This window comes from Streptomyces sp. NPDC091280 (genome assembly GCF_044768565.1).
In the GTDB taxonomy this organism is placed as follows: domain Bacteria; phylum Actinomycetota; class Actinomycetes; order Streptomycetales; family Streptomycetaceae; genus Streptomyces.
The window spans coordinates 88061-103608 of sequence record NZ_JBIVUZ010000017.1; the positions used below are offsets into that span (position 1 = coordinate 88061).

Consider the following 15548-nt stretch of genomic DNA (forward strand, 5'->3'; position numbering starts at 1 on the left):
GAAAGCCCATTTCTTTCCGATAAGGCGTCAATTGCGACGGGGTGAGCGATCACCCTTTCGTGTGCTTTTCACCAAAGACCTCAAGGGAGTTGGGGCCAGCGCCGACAAAGGATCCGTGAGTACCCTTGCGCACACCATGATGACCGCCGCCCGCTCCGCAGACTCCGGTCTCGCCGGCCCGGGCGAACTCGACCGCTACCCCTATGCCGAGGCGCCCGTCACCGAGCGCCTCGGAGCCCCTTCCTGGGACGGTTCCGACCCCGAGCTGGGCCGCGTGGGCCGTCGTGCCGCGGGCAGCCGCGGACGCGGACTGCACGGCCAACTCGTCCAGCAACTGGGACAGATGATCGTCTCCGGCGACCTGGGCGCCGACCGCCCGCTGGTGCCCGAGGAGATCGGCCAGCGTTTCGAGGTGTCCCGCACCGTCGTCCGCGAGTCGCTGCGCGTCCTGGAGGCCAAGGGCCTGGTCAGCGCCCGCCCGAACGTCGGCACGCGCGTGCGTCCCGTCAGCGACTGGAACCTCCTCGACCCGGACATCATCGAGTGGCGCGCCTTCGGCCCGCAGCGCGACAACCAGCGCCGCGAGCTGAGCGAGCTGCGCTGGACCATCGAACCGCTCGCCGCGCGCCTCGCCGCCGGACACGGGCGCGAGGATGTCCAGCAGCGCCTCTCCGACATGGTCGAGATCATGGGGCACGCGATGGGGCAGGGCGACGCGCTGACCTTCTCCCGCGCGGACGCCGAGTTCCACTCGCTGCTCATCCAGGTCGCGGGCAACCGCATGCTGGAGCACCTTTCCGGGATCGTCTCCTCGGCCCTCCAGGTCTCCGGCGGCCCGGTCACGGGCTGTGACCGCCCGAACGACGCCTCTCTGGCGCACCACGCCCGGATCGTCGACGCCCTCGCCGCCGGTGACGGCGCGGCGGCCGAGGCGGCCATGCGGCAGCTGCTCATCGTGCACCCCGAGGTGGAGCGCGTGGTGCCCGCCCCGCGCGAACACTGACGCGCGTGGCGGTCGGCGCGGTCGAGGCGCGTCGCGCTCCCGTGGCGCCGCCCGACCCGGTCGCCGTCTCCCGCCGGACCCCGCAGGATCCTCCAGGGAACCGGCGGGTCCGGCGGCGCGACCGGGGCCGTATCTCCTTGAGTTCTCCTTGAGAAGTGCCTCTCCCGGCCCCGGGTGACCTCGTCTGCCCGTGTCTGACCGTTTTTGAACGCTTACGGGGTGTGACTCGGGCCACGCAGATTGGGCGTAACGCTCGCGGGAACTGCGCGATGACCTAAGAGGTGACAGCCGCGGAAGGGAATACGGACGCCGTTCAAGGCGCTGTGATTCTTCCCGGCCCCAGCCCGCGCCGTCGGCCCATCCCCAGTCGGCGGTCGTCGGTTCCTGTCCGTACCGGACGGGGCCGGAAGCCGTTTTCCATCGTTCCGAGAGGTTGTTCGTGTCGGCCAGCACATCCCGTACGCTCCCGCCGGAGATCGCCGAGTCCGTCTCTGTCATGGCGCTCATCGAGCGGGGAAAGGCTGAGGGGCAGATCGCCGGCGATGACGTGCGTCGGGCCTTCGAAGCTGACCAGATTCCGGCCACTCAGTGGAAGAACGTACTGCGCAGCCTCAATCAGATCCTTGAGGAAGAGGGTGTGACGCTGATGGTCAGTGCCGCGGAGCCCAAGCGCACCCGAAAGAGCGTCGCAGCGAAGAGTCCGGCCAAGCGCACCGCCACCAAGACGGTCGCCGCGAAGACGGTGACCGCCAAGAAGGCCACCGCCACCGCGACTCCGGCGGCGCCCCTCGCCGACGCTCCCGCCGAGGACGACGCCCAGAAGGCCGCTGCCAAGAAGGCGGCGCCTGCCAAGAAGACAGTCGCGAAGAAGGTCGCCGCCAAGAAGACGACGGCCGCGGCGGCCAAGAAGACCAGCGCCAAGAAGGACGACGCCGAACTCGTCGACGACGAGGCCGTCGAGGAGACCCCCGGCAAGACCGGGGACGAGCCCGAGGGCGCCGAGAGCGCCGGCTTCGTGCTCTCCGACGAGGACGAGGACGACGCGCCCGCGCAGCAGGTCGCCGCCGCCGGTGCCACCGCCGACCCCGTCAAGGACTACCTCAAGCAGATCGGCAAGGTTCCCCTCCTCAACGCCGAGCAGGAGGTCGAGCTCGCCAAGCGCATCGAGGCGGGTCTGTTCGCCGAGGACAAGCTGGCGAACGCGGACAAGCTCGCCCCCAAGCTCAAGCGCGAGCTGGAGATCATCGCCGAGGACGGCCGCCGCGCCAAGAACCACCTCCTGGAGGCCAACCTCCGTCTGGTGGTCTCCCTGGCCAAGCGCTACACCGGCCGCGGCATGCTCTTCCTGGACCTCATCCAGGAGGGCAACCTCGGTCTCATCCGCGCGGTGGAGAAGTTCGACTACACCAAGGGCTACAAGTTCTCCACGTACGCCACCTGGTGGATCCGTCAGGCGATCACCCGCGCGATGGCCGACCAGGCCCGCACCATCCGTATCCCGGTGCACATGGTCGAGGTCATCAACAAGCTCGCGCGCGTGCAGCGCCAGATGCTCCAGGACCTGGGCCGCGAGCCCACCCCGGAGGAGCTGGCCAAGGAACTCGACATGACCCCGGAGAAGGTCATCGAGGTCCAGAAGTACGGCCGCGAGCCCATCTCCCTGCACACCCCCCTGGGCGAGGACGGCGACAGCGAGTTCGGTGACCTCATCGAGGACTCCGAGGCCGTCGTCCCGGCCGACGCGGTCAGCTTCACGCTCCTCCAGGAGCAGCTGCACTCCGTCCTGGACACCCTGTCCGAGCGCGAGGCCGGTGTGGTCTCGATGCGCTTCGGTCTCACCGACGGTCAGCCGAAGACCCTCGACGAGATCGGCAAGGTCTACGGGGTCACCCGTGAGCGCATCCGCCAGATCGAGTCCAAGACCATGTCGAAGCTGCGCCACCCGTCGCGTTCTCAGGTCCTGCGCGACTACCTCGACTAGACCGCGGTCGTACGACACGGAAGGCCCGGATTCCCCTCGGGGAGCCGGGCCTTCGTGCTGCCCGCGGGTGCGCGGCACGGCGTGCTGGATCACTCTGGGTCTCTCATCACCATCCCAGAGTGAGGAACGTGCATGCGTCGTCCCTTTGCCCGGGCGCTGACCCGGCCGCTGGTCCTGGCGGCTGCCGCGTCCGCCATACCGCTGGTCTCCGCGGCTCCCGTGGCCGCCGACAGCATCGTCGTCGGCGGGTTCCCGGTCGATGTCTCCGAGAGCCCGTGGACGGTGGCGCTGTCCAGCCGTGACCGGTTCGGGGGTACCCGGGCGGGACAGTTCTGCGGCGGTGTGGCGGTGGGCCCGACCACCGTGCTGACCGCGGCCCACTGCATGGGCGACGACGTCCTGGGCGCGCCCCCCAACCGCGCGCGCGACCTCAAGGTCATCGCGGGCCGGACGGACCTGCTCTCGGCCGGCGGCCAGGCGATCGCCGTACGGGACGTCTGGGTCAATCCGGCCTACGACACCGCCAGCAACGCCGGAGACTTCGCCGTGCTCACCCTCGCCGCACCGCTGCCGCAGAACTCGGTCGTCGCGATGGCGGCTGCGGGCGACAGCGCCTACCAGTCCGGCACGGCCGCCACGGTCTACGGCTGGGGCGATCTCAGCGGGGGCGGCGACTACGCGGTCAGCCTGCACGCCGCGCGCGTCCACGTGCTGCCCGACGCCAGCTGCGAGGAGGCGTATCCGGGCGGTGCGGACGGCACCTACCTCCCCGAGGCCATGGTGTGCGCGGGAGAGCCTCAGGGAGGCCGTGACGCCTGTCAGGGGGACAGCGGGGGACCGCTGGTGGCGCAGGGGCGGCTGATCGGGCTCGTGTCGTGGGGCAGCGGGTGCGGGCGGGCCGGGAGCCCCGGCGTCTACACCCGGGTGTCCGACGTGCTGCGGACGCTCGGCCGCACCCGCGGCACGCCGGGGCCGTTCAAGGGCGCCTGAGGGGCGTTCGCGGATACGAGGACGGGCGGCCCCGCTCCTGTGGTTCAGGAGCGGGGCCGCCCGTCGCCGGCCTGTGCCGGTGCTGGCTCGTCGTCGACGCGAAGTGTCAGCGCTCTTCGTCAGGAGCGCTTGCTGCGGGAGCGGCGGTCAGTCGCTCCGATTCGTCCTGTATTTCAGCGGCGATCTTCTTGAGTTCCGGCTCGAACTTGCGGCCGTGGTGGGCGCAGAAGAGCAGTTCTCCGCCGCTGAGCAGAACGACGCGCAGGTATGCCTGGGCGCCGCAGCGGTCGCAGCGGTCGGCGGCCGTCAGTGGGCTCGCGGGGGTCAGAACAGTAGTCACGTCGCCTCTTCTCTAGCTCGACGAGCTGTCGTACCAGGGTCAACATCCAACCAGCCCGAAAACGTTCCCGCTCTGGGCTTTTCCTCGAAAAATTCTTCCGTGGCGGCTGTCTGCTGCCGGTTGGCGGCGAATGTGCCGTATTGCGTGTCTATGTGTCTGTACGGGTTCGCGCTGTGGGTCGGGGTCGGTCCTCCCGGCTGGGTTGCCGGTTGTTCATGAGGACGTGCCCGGAGCCTAAATGGTTCATGCCTCGAAGGGAACGTGATATGTACTTCACTCCATCGAGGGATCGAACAGGTATACGACCCTCGACTAGTGTGAGGAGGAGACGAGGGTGGCGTTACAACGGCTCTACCAGGCCTCGGTACCCTCTGAGCGGCAACCGAAGCCGGGCCCTTACCCAAAAGGGCCTCATCTGAAATTCAGCGAGGAGCGAACCGCGTGACCGCCGAAACGTCCGTGCCGTCGACAGCGCTGCTGGCAGGAGCAGACCGGGACGGTTCCAACTACACCGCGCGGCACCTGCTCGTCCTTGAGGGGCTAGAGGCCGTACGCAAGCGCCCGGGCATGTACATCGGGTCGACCGACAGCCGTGGCCTGATGCACTGTCTGTGGGAGATCATCGACAACTCCGTGGACGAGGCCCTGGGGGGCTACTGCGACCACATCGAGGTGATCCTGCACGACGACGCCTCGGTGGAGGTCCGGGACAACGGCCGGGGCATCCCGGTCGACGTCGAGCCCAAGACCGGCCTCTCCGGTGTCGAGGTCGTCATGACCAAGCTGCACGCCGGCGGCAAGTTCGGTGGCGGCTCGTACGCCGCCTCCGGCGGTCTGCACGGCGTGGGCGCCTCCGTGGTGAACGCCCTGTCCGCGCGGCTCGACGTCGAGGTGGACCGCAACGGCAGCGTCCACGCCATCAGTTTCCGGCGCGGGGTACCCGGCTCCTTCGCCGCCGCCGGCCCCGACGCCGCGTTCGAACCCGGTGGCATGCGCAAGACCAAGCGGATCCCCAAGACCCGCACCGGCACACGCGTGCGCTACTGGGCCGACCGCCAGATCTTCCTGAAGGACGCCAGGCTCTCCCTGGAGAACCTGCACCAGCGGGCCCGCCAGACCGCGTTCCTGGTGCCCGGGCTCACCATCGTCGTCCGCGACGAGTTCGGCCTCGGCGAGGGCGGCAGCAAGGGTGAGGAGTCCTTCCGCTTCGACGGCGGCATCAGCGAGTTCTGCGAGTACCTGGCGAGCGACAAGCCCGTCTGCGACGTGCTCCGCCTGTCGGGCCAGGGCACCTTCAAGGAGACCGTGCCCGTCCTGGACGACCACGGCCAGATGACGCCCACCGAGGTCACCCGCGAACTCGGCGTCGACATCGCGCTGCGCTGGGGGACCGGTTACGACACGACCCTCAAGTCGTTCGTCAACATCATCGCCACCCCCAAGGGCGGCACCCATGTCGCCGGCTTCGAGCAGGCCATCGTCAAGACGATGAACGAGGTGGCGCGCGCCAAGAAGCTGCTGCGCGTCGCCGAGGACGACGTCGTCAAGGACGACGCCCTGGAGGGCCTCACCGCGGTCGTCACCGTCCGGCTCGCCGAACCCCAGTTCGAGGGCCAGACCAAGGAGGTGCTCGGTACGTCGGCGGCCCGCCGTATCGTCACCAATGTGGTCACCAAGGAGTTCAAGGACTTCCTGACCTCGACGAAGCGCGACGCGGCGGCCCAGGCCCGGGTGGTCATGGAGAAGGCCGTCGCCGCGGCCCGTACGCGCATCGCGGCCCGCCAGCACAAGGACGCGCAGCGCCGCAAGACGGCCCTGGAGTCGTCCTCGCTGCCCGCCAAGCTCGCCGACTGCCGCAGCGACGACGTCGAGCGCAGCGAGCTCTTCATCGTCGAGGGCGACTCCGCGCTCGGTACCGCCAAGCTCGCCCGGAACTCCGAGTTCCAGGCGCTGCTGCCGATCCGCGGCAAGATCCTCAACGTCCAGAAGTCGTCCGTCACCGACATGCTGAAGAACGTCGAGTGCGGCGCCATCATCCAGGTCATAGGAGCGGGATCGGGCCGCACCTTCGACATCGACGCGGCCCGCTACGGCAAGATCATCATGATGACCGACGCCGACGTGGACGGCTCCCACATCCGGTGTCTGCTCCTGACCCTGTTCCAGCGCTACATGCGGCCCATGGTCGAGGCCGGCCGGGTGTTCGCCGCGGTGCCGCCGCTGCACCGCATCGAGCTGGTCCAGCCCAAGAAGGGCCAGGACAAGTACGTCTACACGTACTCGGACCGTGAGCTGCGCGAGAAGCTCCTTGAGTTCCAGAGCAAGGGCGTCCGGTACAAGGACTCCATCCAGCGCTACAAGGGTCTCGGCGAGATGGACGCCGACCAGCTGGCCGAGACGACGATGGACCCCCGCCACCGCACCCTGCGCCGGATCAACCTCTCCGACCTGGACGCGGCCGAGCAGGTCTTCGATCTGCTGATGGGCAACGACGTGGCACCGCGCAAGGAGTTCATCTCCAGCTCGGCCGCGACGCTCGACCGGTCGCGCATCGACGCGTGATCGCCGACATGTGATCGTCGACGCTTGATCACCGACAGCCGACCGCCTGCGTGTGACGGCCGGCGTTCGGCCGACACCGTGTGACCGACGACGTGTGAACGACGGCGCCGGGCCTCGGCCCCGGTCCCGCTCCGAGCCCCGCCCGGGCCCGGAACCGAGGACCGGCCGATGCCCGGCGCCGTCCGTCCGCTCCACCCGTGGGTGGAGACCGGCCCGGTCGGTGGATCCACCCGCGATCCACCCTGGCGCCGATCTGCCGACCTGCGAATTTCCGTAGCGTCGAAGGCGTCGGCAGCGCTCGCCGCCGACATCTCCTTCCGCTCACGGAGGCTTTGATGTCCGGGCTCGTCAACACGTTGGTGATCGTGGCCGTCGCCGCGTTGGTGATCACGCGGCAGTTCCGTGCCCGCCGGATCGACACCGACCGGCGCTGGTGGCTCCTCCCCGTGATTCTCGCCGTCGTCGCGCTCCGCGAGCCCGGTGTGCTCGACCCGCACCACCACACCGCGTCGGCCCTCCTGCTCGCCGTCGAACTGCTCATCGGACTGGCCACCGGAGCCGGCTGGGCCTGGACCACACGTGTGTGGACCGAGACGGACGGTTCCGTGTGGAGCAGGAGCACCAAGGCGAGCGGGGGTGTCTGGATCGTCGGCATAGCCCTGCGCGTCGGTCTCTTCGCCCTCGGCGCGTTGATCGGCGTGCACCAGGACAGCTCGGCCCTGATGCTCGGCCTCGCGGCAACCCTGCTGGTCCGCTCCGGTGTCCTGATCTGGCGGGCCCAGTCCGTCGACGGGGCGGCCGGACCGGCTCCGGCGTACGGTTTCGCCATGGCGCGGCCCGCCCGGAAGGAGCGCGTGTGACGGAGAACGCCTGGACACGCTGGCCCTCGCGGGAGGCGCTGAGCCGGGAAGGAGTCTCCCGGCCCCGGAGGCTGCTCGCCTGGGCCGTCCGGCTGCTGGTGATCGGCGTGCTGCTGGGAGGCGCCGTCACCCGCGACCACATCCACGGCTGGGCCCTGGCCGGCGGCGTGGCGGGGATCCTGGTGACCGCGGCCCTCGGCTGGGCGTTCTGGCGCGCCACCCTCGCCCACAGACTCTGGCCGTCGCTGGTCCTCATCGCCGCACTCCTCGGAATGGCGATAGCGGGACAGGCGACCGACTTCATTGTCCCGTCCCTCGTCGTCTGGTGCGGGTGCGCCGTCATCGCGCTGGAGCGACTGCCCCTGGCGGTCGCCGTGCCCGTGACATGCGTGTCCCTCGCGACCTTTGCCGCCGTCAACAACGACGTGTGGCTGACCACCGCGGTCACGACGGCCGGGCTGGCCCTCGCCGGATACACGCTCCGCCTCGACGCCGAGGCCCGGGGCAACGCCCAGCGGCTGCTCACCCAGGAGCGCGTGGCGCGCGCGGCCGAGGCGGAGTCCGCCGCCCTGGCGGAGCGGGCCCGCATCGCCCGGGAGATCCACGACGTGCTGGCGCACAGCCTCTCGGCCCAGCTCGTGCACCTGGAGGCGGCCCGGCTGCTGATCGAGCGGGGCGCCGACCGGGAGACGATCCTCGAACGGGTCGTGGCGGCCCGGGGAATGGCCCGGGACGGCCTCGCCGAGACCCGGCAGGCGCTGTCCGCGCTGCGCGGCGAGATGACCCCGCTGGAGGACTTCCTCAACGAGATCGTCGCTACGACGGCCGGTGCGGAGGTCACCGTTACGGGTGATCGGCGGCAGCTCCCGGCAGAAGCCTCGCAGGCCGTGCGCAGAGTCGCCCAGGAGGCCCTGACGAACGTCCGCAAGCACGCCCCGGGCGCCAAGGTGCTGCTTCAGCTGGAGTACGGCGAGCACGAAGTGCGGCTGGACGTACGGGACTCGGGCGGTTCGCCGGGTGAACTGACCGGCGCGGGAGGTGGGTACGGTCTGCTGGGCATGCGGGAACGCGCCGAGTTGCTGGGCGGTTCACTGCGGGCCGAACCGGAGGAGGAGGGATTCGTGGTGACGCTGAAGGTGCCCGCATGACGCAGGAGGCCGTGACGAAGCCCGCGCGGGTCGTGGTCGCGGACGACCAGACCGTCGTACGGGAAGGCATCGTGATGCTGCTGGGGCTGCTGCCCGGGATCGAGGTGGTCGGCGCGGCGGGCGACGGGGACGAGGCGGTCCGGCTCGTCGCCGAACTCGCCCCGGACGTGGTCCTGATGGACCTGCGCATGCCCCGCTGCGACGGTGTCGAGGCGACCCGGCGGATCCGTGCGGACCACCCCGGAACACAGGTCGTGGTGCTCACGACCTTCGCGGACGACGCGTCCCTCTTCCCGGCGCTGCACGCGGGCGCACGGGGCTATCTCACCAAGGACGCGGGCGGCGACGAGATCGTGCGGGCCGTGCACAGCGTCCTCTCCGGAGACGCCGGCCTGTCACCGAGCATCCAACGGCGGCTGCTGGAACGCCTGTCGGACCCCGAGCCGCAGTCCTTGTCGGATCCCGCCGAGCCGCCGGACGGACTCACCGCGCGGGAGATCGAGGTGCTGGTGCTGATCGCCGAGGGCCTGAGCAACCAGGAGATCGCCCGCAAACTGCATGTCTCCACGGCGACCGTGAAGACCCACATCAACAACCTGTTCGCCAAGACGGGACTCAAGGACCGGGCACAGGCGGTGCGTTACGCCTACGGCAAGGGACTGGTGCGGCCACCAGCGGGTTGAGTCACCTGATGGGGTGAAGACCCCGGAGAAGAAGAGTCGGGGATCTTCCCGTTCTGTCCATCCTTGGGCATGCAGTCAAGCAACGGTCGTCCTCGCGGTGGCGCGAGTGGTCACGAGAGTTCGGCCGAGAACCACGAAGGCCATGACCCGACCCCCGCCGAGGCGACGGGAAAGGTGAGGTACCACGACCCGTGGTACGACGCACTGGCGTCCGGCTGGGGCGAGTTGGACGGTACGGGGGTGCCCGCTCCCGAGGTGCCGGCCGCACGCACGGAGGCCGAGAAGCCGGTGCTGCGGGCCGGGGACGTGTATCTGGACGTGCAGCGCAGCGCGGCCTTCCAGGAGGTGCGCAGCCGGTATCTGAGGTTCGTGGTGCCGGGCATGACCGTGTTCTTCATCTGGTACGTGGCGTACGTGGTGGCCGCGACGACCGCGCCCGGGCTGATGGCCCGGCCGGTGGCGGGCGCGGTGAACGTGGGGATGGTGGCGGGGCTCGGGCAGTTCCTCACCACGTTCCTGCTGACCTGGGCGTACGCCCGCCACGCGCGGCTGCGCAGGGACCGGGCCGCGCTCGAACTGCGGTGGGACACCCAGGAATTGACGCGTGGTGTGCGAGGCGGTGTTTTGTGACCGGCAATCATCAGACGCTGGCGTTGCTGCTGTTCAGCGGGTTCGTCGCCGTCACCCTGGGGATCACGACCTGGGTGAGCCGCAACCGGCACGGTTCGGCGGAGGAGTTCTACGCGGGCGGCCGGCTCTTCTCCCCGATGGAGAATGGTTTTGCCATTGCGGGCGACTACATGTCGGCTGCATCTTTCCTCGGTGTCACCGGGCTCATCGCGCTGTACGGCTACGACGGCATGCTGTACGTGGTGGGCTTCTTCGTCGCCTGGCTCGTGGTGCTGTTCCTGGTCGCCGAACTGGTGCGCAACTGCGGGCGGTTCACGCTGGCCGACGTGATCGCCGCGCGGATGAACGAGCGGCCGGTGCGGATCGCGGCGGGAACTTCCTCGGTCACGGTGTCCGTTCTGTATCTGGTGGCACAGATGGTGGGCGCGGGCAGCCTGGTGTCACTGCTGCTGGGCGGGACGAGCCCGGCCGCGCGGGCGTGGACCGTCATCGGCGTCGGCGCGCTCATGGTGATCTATGTGTCGTTGGGAGGGATGCGGGCCACCACCTGGATCCAGATCGTCAAGGCGGTCCTGCTGCTGAGCAGCACCGTCGTGCTGACGGTGCTGGTCCTGCTGCGCTTCCACGGGAACGTCGACCATCTGCTGCTCACCGCCGCCGACCGCAGCGGTCACGGCCTGGCCTTCCTGGCACCGGGGCTGAAGTACGGCGGGGACTGGACCGCGCGGTTCGACTTCATCAGCCTGGGCCTGGCGCTCGTGCTGGGGACGGCCGGACTGCCGCACATCCTGTCGCGCTTCTACACCGTGCCGACCGCCCGGGCCGCGCGCCGTTCGGTGATCTGGTCGATCGGGCTCGTCGGAGGCTTCTACCTGATGATGATCGTGCTCGGCTTCGCCGCCGCGGCCGTCGTCGGACCGGATGCCCTCAAGAAGTCGAACGCGGCGGGGAACACCGCGGTGCCGCTGCTGGCACTGGACCTGGGCGGCGGCGCCGATTCCACCGGTGGCACCGTCCTGTTCGCGATCGTCGCAGCCGTGGCCTTCGCCACGATCCTCGCGGTGGTCGCCGGGATCACGCTGGCCTCCTCGGCGTCCGTGGCCCACGACCTGTACGCGTCGCTGCGACGCCGGCGTGCCAAGCCGTACAGCGAGGTGGCCGTGGCCCGGACGGCGGCGGTCGGCATCGGGGTGGTCGCGATCGCGCTGGGCCTGCTCGCCAGGGATCTCAACGTCGCCTTCCTGGTGGGCCTCGCCTTCGCCGTCGCCGCCTCCGCGAACCTCCCGGTGCTGCTCTACTCCCTGTTCTGGCGCGGCTTCACCACCCGCGGCGCCGTCTGGGCCGTGTACGGAGGCCTGATCCCCGCGCTGGCTCTCGTGCTGCTCTCACCGGTCGTGTCGGGCAGCCCCGATTCGCTGTTCCCGGGCGTCGACTTCCAGTTCTTCCCGCTCCAGAACCCGGGCCTCGTCTCGATCCCGCTGGGCTTCCTGTCCGGCTGGCTCGGCACGGTCACCTCGCCGGAGGTCCCGGACGAGGCCAAGCACGCGGAGACCGAGGTGCGGGCACTGACGGGGGCGGGGGCCGTGTAGCCGGGGCGCCCGTCGCCGTCGTACGGACGTCTCGGCCGTCCGTGCGCGGCTACGGCGCCACCCAGGCGTAGCGGTGTTCCGGGCGGCCCGTGTCGCCGTACTTGAGGGAGAGGCGGAGACGGCCGGCCTGTTCCAGGTGGCGCAGGTAGCGCTGGGCCGTGGAGCGGCTCAGGCCGGTCTCGGCGGCGACCTCGTGGGCCGAGAGCGGGTGGCCGGCGCGGTGCAGGACACCGCAGATCAGGTCGGTGGTCGGCTCCGAGTGGCCGCTCGGCAGCCCGGGGGAGGCGGGCACGGTCGTCGTGCGCAGGGCGCCGAAGATGCGGTCGACCTGTTCCTGACCGGCTATGCCACGGCCGCCGACGCGGTCGACGGTGCGCCGCAGGGCGGCGTACGAGTCCAGGCGGGTGCGCAGCGCGGCGAAGGTGAACGGCTTGACCAGATAGTGCAGCGCGCCCAGGCGCATCGCCCGCTGCACGGTCGTCACATCGCCGGCCGCCGTGATCATGATGACGTCGGTGCCGTGGCCCTGTTGCCGCATGCGGTGGACGAGTTCGAGCCCCGTCTGGTCGGGCAGATAGTGGTCGAGCAGCACCAGGTCGATGGTCCCGCGCTCCACGGTGGCCAACGCCTGGGCAGCGCTGTGCGCGCGGGCGGCGACCCGGAATCCGGGAACCTTTCCCACGTACTTGGCGTTGATCTCGGCGACACGGAAGTCGTCGTCCACGACCATGACGTCAATCATTGGGCCTCTTTCCTCAAGGCCAGGCGAGCGTTAAGCCCGTGTTTCGGCTCCGCAGTTGTAGCGCGAGCAAAACGAGCACAACAGGCTCTTGCGAGCAAAAGAACGGCTTGCGCCCAGAAGACTGCTGCTGTGGTCCGGGCCACATCTACGGTCCCGGCCATGAACGCAGACACCAGCCCCGCCATCGAGCTGCGGGGCGCGAGCAAGACCTTCAGGACCCCGTCGGGGGGTCTGCACACGGCCGTACGGGGGCTTGATCTCACCGTCGGGCGTGGCGAGTTCGTCGCGGTCGTCGGCCCCACGGGGTGCGGCAAGTCGACCACGCTGACCCTCGTCAGCGGACTGGAAGAGCCCTCCGAGGGCGATGTACTGGTGGCCGGGGAACCGGTCTCGGGCGTCGGCGACAAGGTCGGTTTCGTCTTCCAGCAGGACGCCACCTTCCCCTGGCGCACGGTCCTTTCGAACGTCATGGCGGGCCCGCGCTTCCGCGGCGTACCGAAGGCCGAGGCCAGGGCGAAGGCGCGGGAGTGGCTGGCCCGGGTCGGGCTCGCCGCCTTCGAGGACCGCTATCCGCACCAGCTCTCCGGCGGTATGCGCAAGCGGGTCGCGCTCGCCGCGACCTTCGTCAACGACCCCGAGATCCTGCTGATGGACGAGCCGTTCTCCGCGCTCGACGTGCAGACCAGGGCGCTGATGTCGGACGAGCTCCTGGAGCTGTGGGAGGGCACCGGCGCCTCGGTCGTGTTCGTCACCCACGACCTGGAGGAATCCATCGCGCTGGCCGACAAGGTCGTCGTGATGACCGCAGGGCCGGCCACCGTGAAGCAGGTCTTCGACATCGATCTGCCGCGGCCCCGCAAGGTCGAATCCGTGCGCCTGGAGCCGCGGTTCATCGAGATCTACCGCGAGATCTGGGAGTCCCTCGGCGAAGAGGTCCGCATCACACGCGAGAGGGGTGCGGCCCATGTCGCCTGACGTCCTGCCCGAGGACCGGGTCGCGTCGACCGCGGTCGAACCCGGCGACAAGAGCGACCGCGCCCATTCACGCGCGCGTGCCGCCCGTAAACGCAGGATCGGTGTCGGGGTGGCGCGAGCGCTGCTCCTGGTCGCCGTTCTCGGTCTGTGGGAGGTGCTCTCCCGGACCAAGGTCATCGATCCGTTCAACTTCTCGATGCCGTCGAAGATCTGGGACCAGATCTGGACCTGGGTGGCCCACGGAACGGCTCAGGGCTCCCTCGCCGAGCAGATCTGGTACACGCTCTACGAGGCGCTGCTCGGCTGGGTCATCGGTGTGGTCGCCGGTGTCCTCCTCGGTATCGCGCTCGGGCGTATCACCTTGCTCGCCGAGGTTCTTGGTCCATACATCAAGGTGCTCAACTCGATCCCCAGGATCGTCCTGGCCCCCATCTTCCTGATCTGGTTCGGCCTCGGCCCCTCCTCCAAGGTCGCCTCCGCCGTCGTGCTCGTCTTCTTCCCGGTGTTCTTCAACGCCTTCCAGGGCGCACGCGAGGTGGATCGCAACCTGGTGGCCAACGCCCGGATCCTCGGTGCCAGCGACCGCAGGGTGACCCTTCAGGTCGTCATCCCGTCGGCCACGTCCTGGATCTTCACCAGCCTGCACGTCAGCTTCGGCTTCGCGCTGATCGGCGCCATCGTCGGCGAGTACATCGGCGCCATCAAAGGCATCGGCCTCCTCGTGCAGCAGTCGCAGAACACCTTCAACGCGGCCGGCGTGTACGCCGCGATGGTCATCCTCGCCGTCGTCGCTCTCGCCGCGGAGGGGCTGCTGACCTTCGCCGAGCGGCGCATCTTCCGCTGGAAGCCGAGCGACTCCGACAGCTGAACCGGCCCGCCGGGCCTCGACGCACCGGCCCTCGGCCCCCCACGCCCTCTTCCCCCGCACCGCCCTCCCGCAAGGACGTGAACCGCATGCGCAACACCGCCAGATACACCGCGCTGGCCGCCGCCGGCCTGCTCGCCCTCTCCTCGCTCACCGCCTGTGCCAACGACGCGGCCAGCAGTACCGCCGCGGGCAGCAAGGGCGACGGCAAGGGCGAACAGGTCAAGATCATGGTGGGCGGCCTGGACAAGGTCATCTACCTGCCCGCGATGCTCGCCCAGCGGCTCGGCTACTTCGACGCCGAGGGCCTCGACGTCGAGATGCTGAGCGAACCCGCGGGCGTCCAGGCCGAGACCGCGCTCGTCGCCGGGCAGGTCCAGGGGACCGTCGGCTTCTACGACCACACCCTCGACCTCCAGACGAAGGGCAAGTACGTCGAGTCCGTCGTGCAGTTCTCGCACGCACCCGGTGAGGTGGAGATCGTTTCCACCAAGGCGGCGGGCGACATCGCCTCACCGAAGGACTTCAAGGGGAAGAAGCTCGGCGTCACCAGTCTCGGTTCCTCGACCGACTTCCTCACCAAGTACCTCGCGGTCAAGAACGGTGTGAACGTCAGCCAGTTCACCCCGGTCGCGGTGGGCGCCGGACCGACGTTCATCGCTGCGCTCCAGAAGGGCGCGATCGACGGCGGCATGACCACCGACCCGACCGTCGCCACCGTCCTCAACAAGAAGGCGGGCAAGATCCTCGTCGACATGCGCACCCCCGAGGGCTCGCAGCAGGCCCTGGGCGGCCCCTACCCGTCGTCAAGTCTGTACATGAAGACGGACTGGGTGAATGCACACAAGGCCACCGTCCAGAAGTTGGTCAATGCATTCGTCAAGACACTCAAGTGGATGTCCACACACAGCGCCTCCGAGATCGCCGCCAAGATGCCCGCGGACTACTCCCAGGGCGACAAGGCGCTCTACACGGAGTCCATCAAGAGCACACTGCCGATGTTCACCGACGACGGCGTGATGCCCGAGAACGGCCCCGAGACCGTCGAGAAGGTGCTCAAGGCGTTCAACCCGAACATCAAGAACGCCGACGTCGACCTCGGCAAGACCTACACCACGGAGTTCGTCGAGGCGGCCAAGTGACAGCACGGGACCGCCGTACGACCGCCCCGTGAGCGCGG

The 15548-nt window shown here is 69.4% G+C and carries 14 protein-coding genes; 12 read left to right on the forward strand and 2 right to left on the reverse strand.

Going from position 1 to position 15548, the window contains the following annotated elements:
• The first annotated feature begins 115 nt into the window (after positions 1-115).
• The 3 genes from ACIQPR_RS40930 (at position 116) to ACIQPR_RS40940 (ending at position 3974) form a co-directional block, all read left to right on the forward strand.
• Positions 116-1003, forward strand: a complete 888-nt coding sequence (locus tag ACIQPR_RS40930) for a FadR/GntR family transcriptional regulator (protein WP_403659863.1) — start codon at positions 116-118, stop codon at positions 1001-1003.
• A gap of 439 nt (positions 1004-1442) precedes the next feature.
• Entirely contained in the window at positions 1443-2984 is a 1542-nt protein-coding gene (locus ACIQPR_RS40935; RefSeq protein WP_362981253.1) for an RNA polymerase sigma factor, read from the forward strand.
• Between the two features lie 132 nt (positions 2985-3116).
• Positions 3117-3974: a S1 family peptidase gene (locus tag ACIQPR_RS40940; RefSeq protein ID WP_403659866.1), complete on the forward strand. Its 858-nt coding sequence runs from the start codon at positions 3117-3119 to the stop codon at positions 3972-3974.
• A 106-nt stretch (positions 3975-4080) separates the two neighbouring features.
• Here the strand turns inward: ACIQPR_RS40940 and ACIQPR_RS40945 are convergent, their stop codons facing one another.
• Entirely contained in the window at positions 4081-4314 is a 234-nt protein-coding gene (locus ACIQPR_RS40945) for a hypothetical protein (RefSeq protein ID WP_403659869.1), read from the reverse strand.
• 441 nt (positions 4315-4755) lie between these two features.
• Here ACIQPR_RS40945 and ACIQPR_RS40950 point away from each other — a divergent pair, with 441 nt between their 5' ends.
• From ACIQPR_RS40950 to ACIQPR_RS40975, 6 genes are all read left to right on the forward strand, one after another.
• The gene (locus ACIQPR_RS40950; protein ID WP_403659872.1) at positions 4756-6876 is read left to right on the forward strand and encodes a type IIA DNA topoisomerase subunit B; all 2121 of its coding nucleotides are present in this window, start codon (positions 4756-4758) and stop codon (positions 6874-6876) included.
• A 335-nt stretch (positions 6877-7211) separates the two neighbouring features.
• Positions 7212-7736, forward strand: coding sequence for a DUF1453 domain-containing protein (locus ACIQPR_RS40955; RefSeq protein WP_403659875.1), 525 nt, complete (start codon positions 7212-7214; stop codon positions 7734-7736).
• Positions 7733-8884, forward strand: coding sequence for a sensor histidine kinase (locus tag ACIQPR_RS40960; RefSeq protein WP_403659877.1), 1152 nt, complete (start codon positions 7733-7735; stop codon positions 8882-8884). Before ACIQPR_RS40955 ends, ACIQPR_RS40960 begins: the two co-directional genes overlap by 4 nt.
• The gene (locus ACIQPR_RS40965; protein ID WP_403659879.1) at positions 8881-9567 is read left to right on the forward strand and encodes a response regulator; all 687 of its coding nucleotides are present in this window, start codon (positions 8881-8883) and stop codon (positions 9565-9567) included. Before ACIQPR_RS40960 ends, ACIQPR_RS40965 begins: the two co-directional genes overlap by 4 nt.
• A gap of 69 nt (positions 9568-9636) precedes the next feature.
• The gene (locus tag ACIQPR_RS40970) at positions 9637-10197 is read left to right on the forward strand and encodes a DUF485 domain-containing protein (protein WP_403659881.1); all 561 of its coding nucleotides are present in this window, start codon (positions 9637-9639) and stop codon (positions 10195-10197) included.
• Positions 10194-11786: a cation acetate symporter gene (locus ACIQPR_RS40975; RefSeq protein ID WP_403659883.1), complete on the forward strand. Its 1593-nt coding sequence runs from the start codon at positions 10194-10196 to the stop codon at positions 11784-11786. Before ACIQPR_RS40970 ends, ACIQPR_RS40975 begins: the two co-directional genes overlap by 4 nt.
• Positions 11787-11835: 49 nt before the next feature.
• On the opposite strand, the gene ACIQPR_RS40980 is transcribed toward ACIQPR_RS40975, so the two are convergent.
• The gene (locus ACIQPR_RS40980; protein ID WP_403659886.1) at positions 11836-12528 is read right to left on the reverse strand and encodes a response regulator; all 693 of its coding nucleotides are present in this window, start codon (positions 12526-12528) and stop codon (positions 11836-11838) included.
• 159 nt (positions 12529-12687) lie between these two features.
• On the opposite strand from ACIQPR_RS40980, the gene ACIQPR_RS40985 reads away from it, so the two are divergent.
• The 3 genes from ACIQPR_RS40985 (at position 12688) to ACIQPR_RS40995 (ending at position 15510) form a co-directional block, all read left to right on the forward strand.
• Positions 12688-13503, forward strand: coding sequence for an ABC transporter ATP-binding protein (locus ACIQPR_RS40985; RefSeq protein ID WP_403659889.1), 816 nt, complete (start codon positions 12688-12690; stop codon positions 13501-13503).
• Positions 13493-14371: an ABC transporter permease gene (locus ACIQPR_RS40990; RefSeq protein ID WP_403659892.1), complete on the forward strand. Its 879-nt coding sequence runs from the start codon at positions 13493-13495 to the stop codon at positions 14369-14371. The genes ACIQPR_RS40985 and ACIQPR_RS40990 overlap by 11 nt, the downstream gene beginning before the upstream one ends.
• Before the next feature lie 86 nt (positions 14372-14457).
• On the forward strand, positions 14458-15510 hold the full coding sequence (locus ACIQPR_RS40995; protein WP_403659895.1) for an ABC transporter substrate-binding protein: 1053 nt from the start codon (positions 14458-14460) through the stop codon (positions 15508-15510).
• Positions 15511-15548: the final 38 nt, after the last annotated feature.

Excerpts from the sequence above, each read along its gene's own strand:
- ACIQPR_RS40940 (WP_403659866.1), top strand. The coding sequence starts at position 3,117 with ATGCGTCGTCCCTTTGCCCGGGCGCTGACCCGGCCGCTGGTCCTGGCG.
- ACIQPR_RS40955 (WP_403659875.1), top strand. The coding sequence starts at position 7,212 with ATGTCCGGGCTCGTCAACACGTTGGTGATCGTGGCCGTCGCCGCGTTG.
- ACIQPR_RS40965 (WP_403659879.1), top strand. The coding sequence starts at position 8,881 with ATGACGCAGGAGGCCGTGACGAAGCCCGCGCGGGTCGTGGTCGCGGAC.
- ACIQPR_RS40970 (WP_403659881.1), top strand. The coding sequence starts at position 9,637 with ATGCAGTCAAGCAACGGTCGTCCTCGCGGTGGCGCGAGTGGTCACGAG.
- ACIQPR_RS40980 (WP_403659886.1), bottom strand. The coding sequence starts at position 12,528 with ATGATTGACGTCATGGTCGTGGACGACGACTTCCGTGTCGCCGAGATC.
- ACIQPR_RS40985 (WP_403659889.1), top strand. The coding sequence starts at position 12,688 with ATGAACGCAGACACCAGCCCCGCCATCGAGCTGCGGGGCGCGAGCAAG.
- ACIQPR_RS40990 (WP_403659892.1), top strand. The coding sequence starts at position 13,493 with ATGTCGCCTGACGTCCTGCCCGAGGACCGGGTCGCGTCGACCGCGGTC.
- ACIQPR_RS40995 (WP_403659895.1), top strand. The coding sequence starts at position 14,458 with ATGCGCAACACCGCCAGATACACCGCGCTGGCCGCCGCCGGCCTGCTC.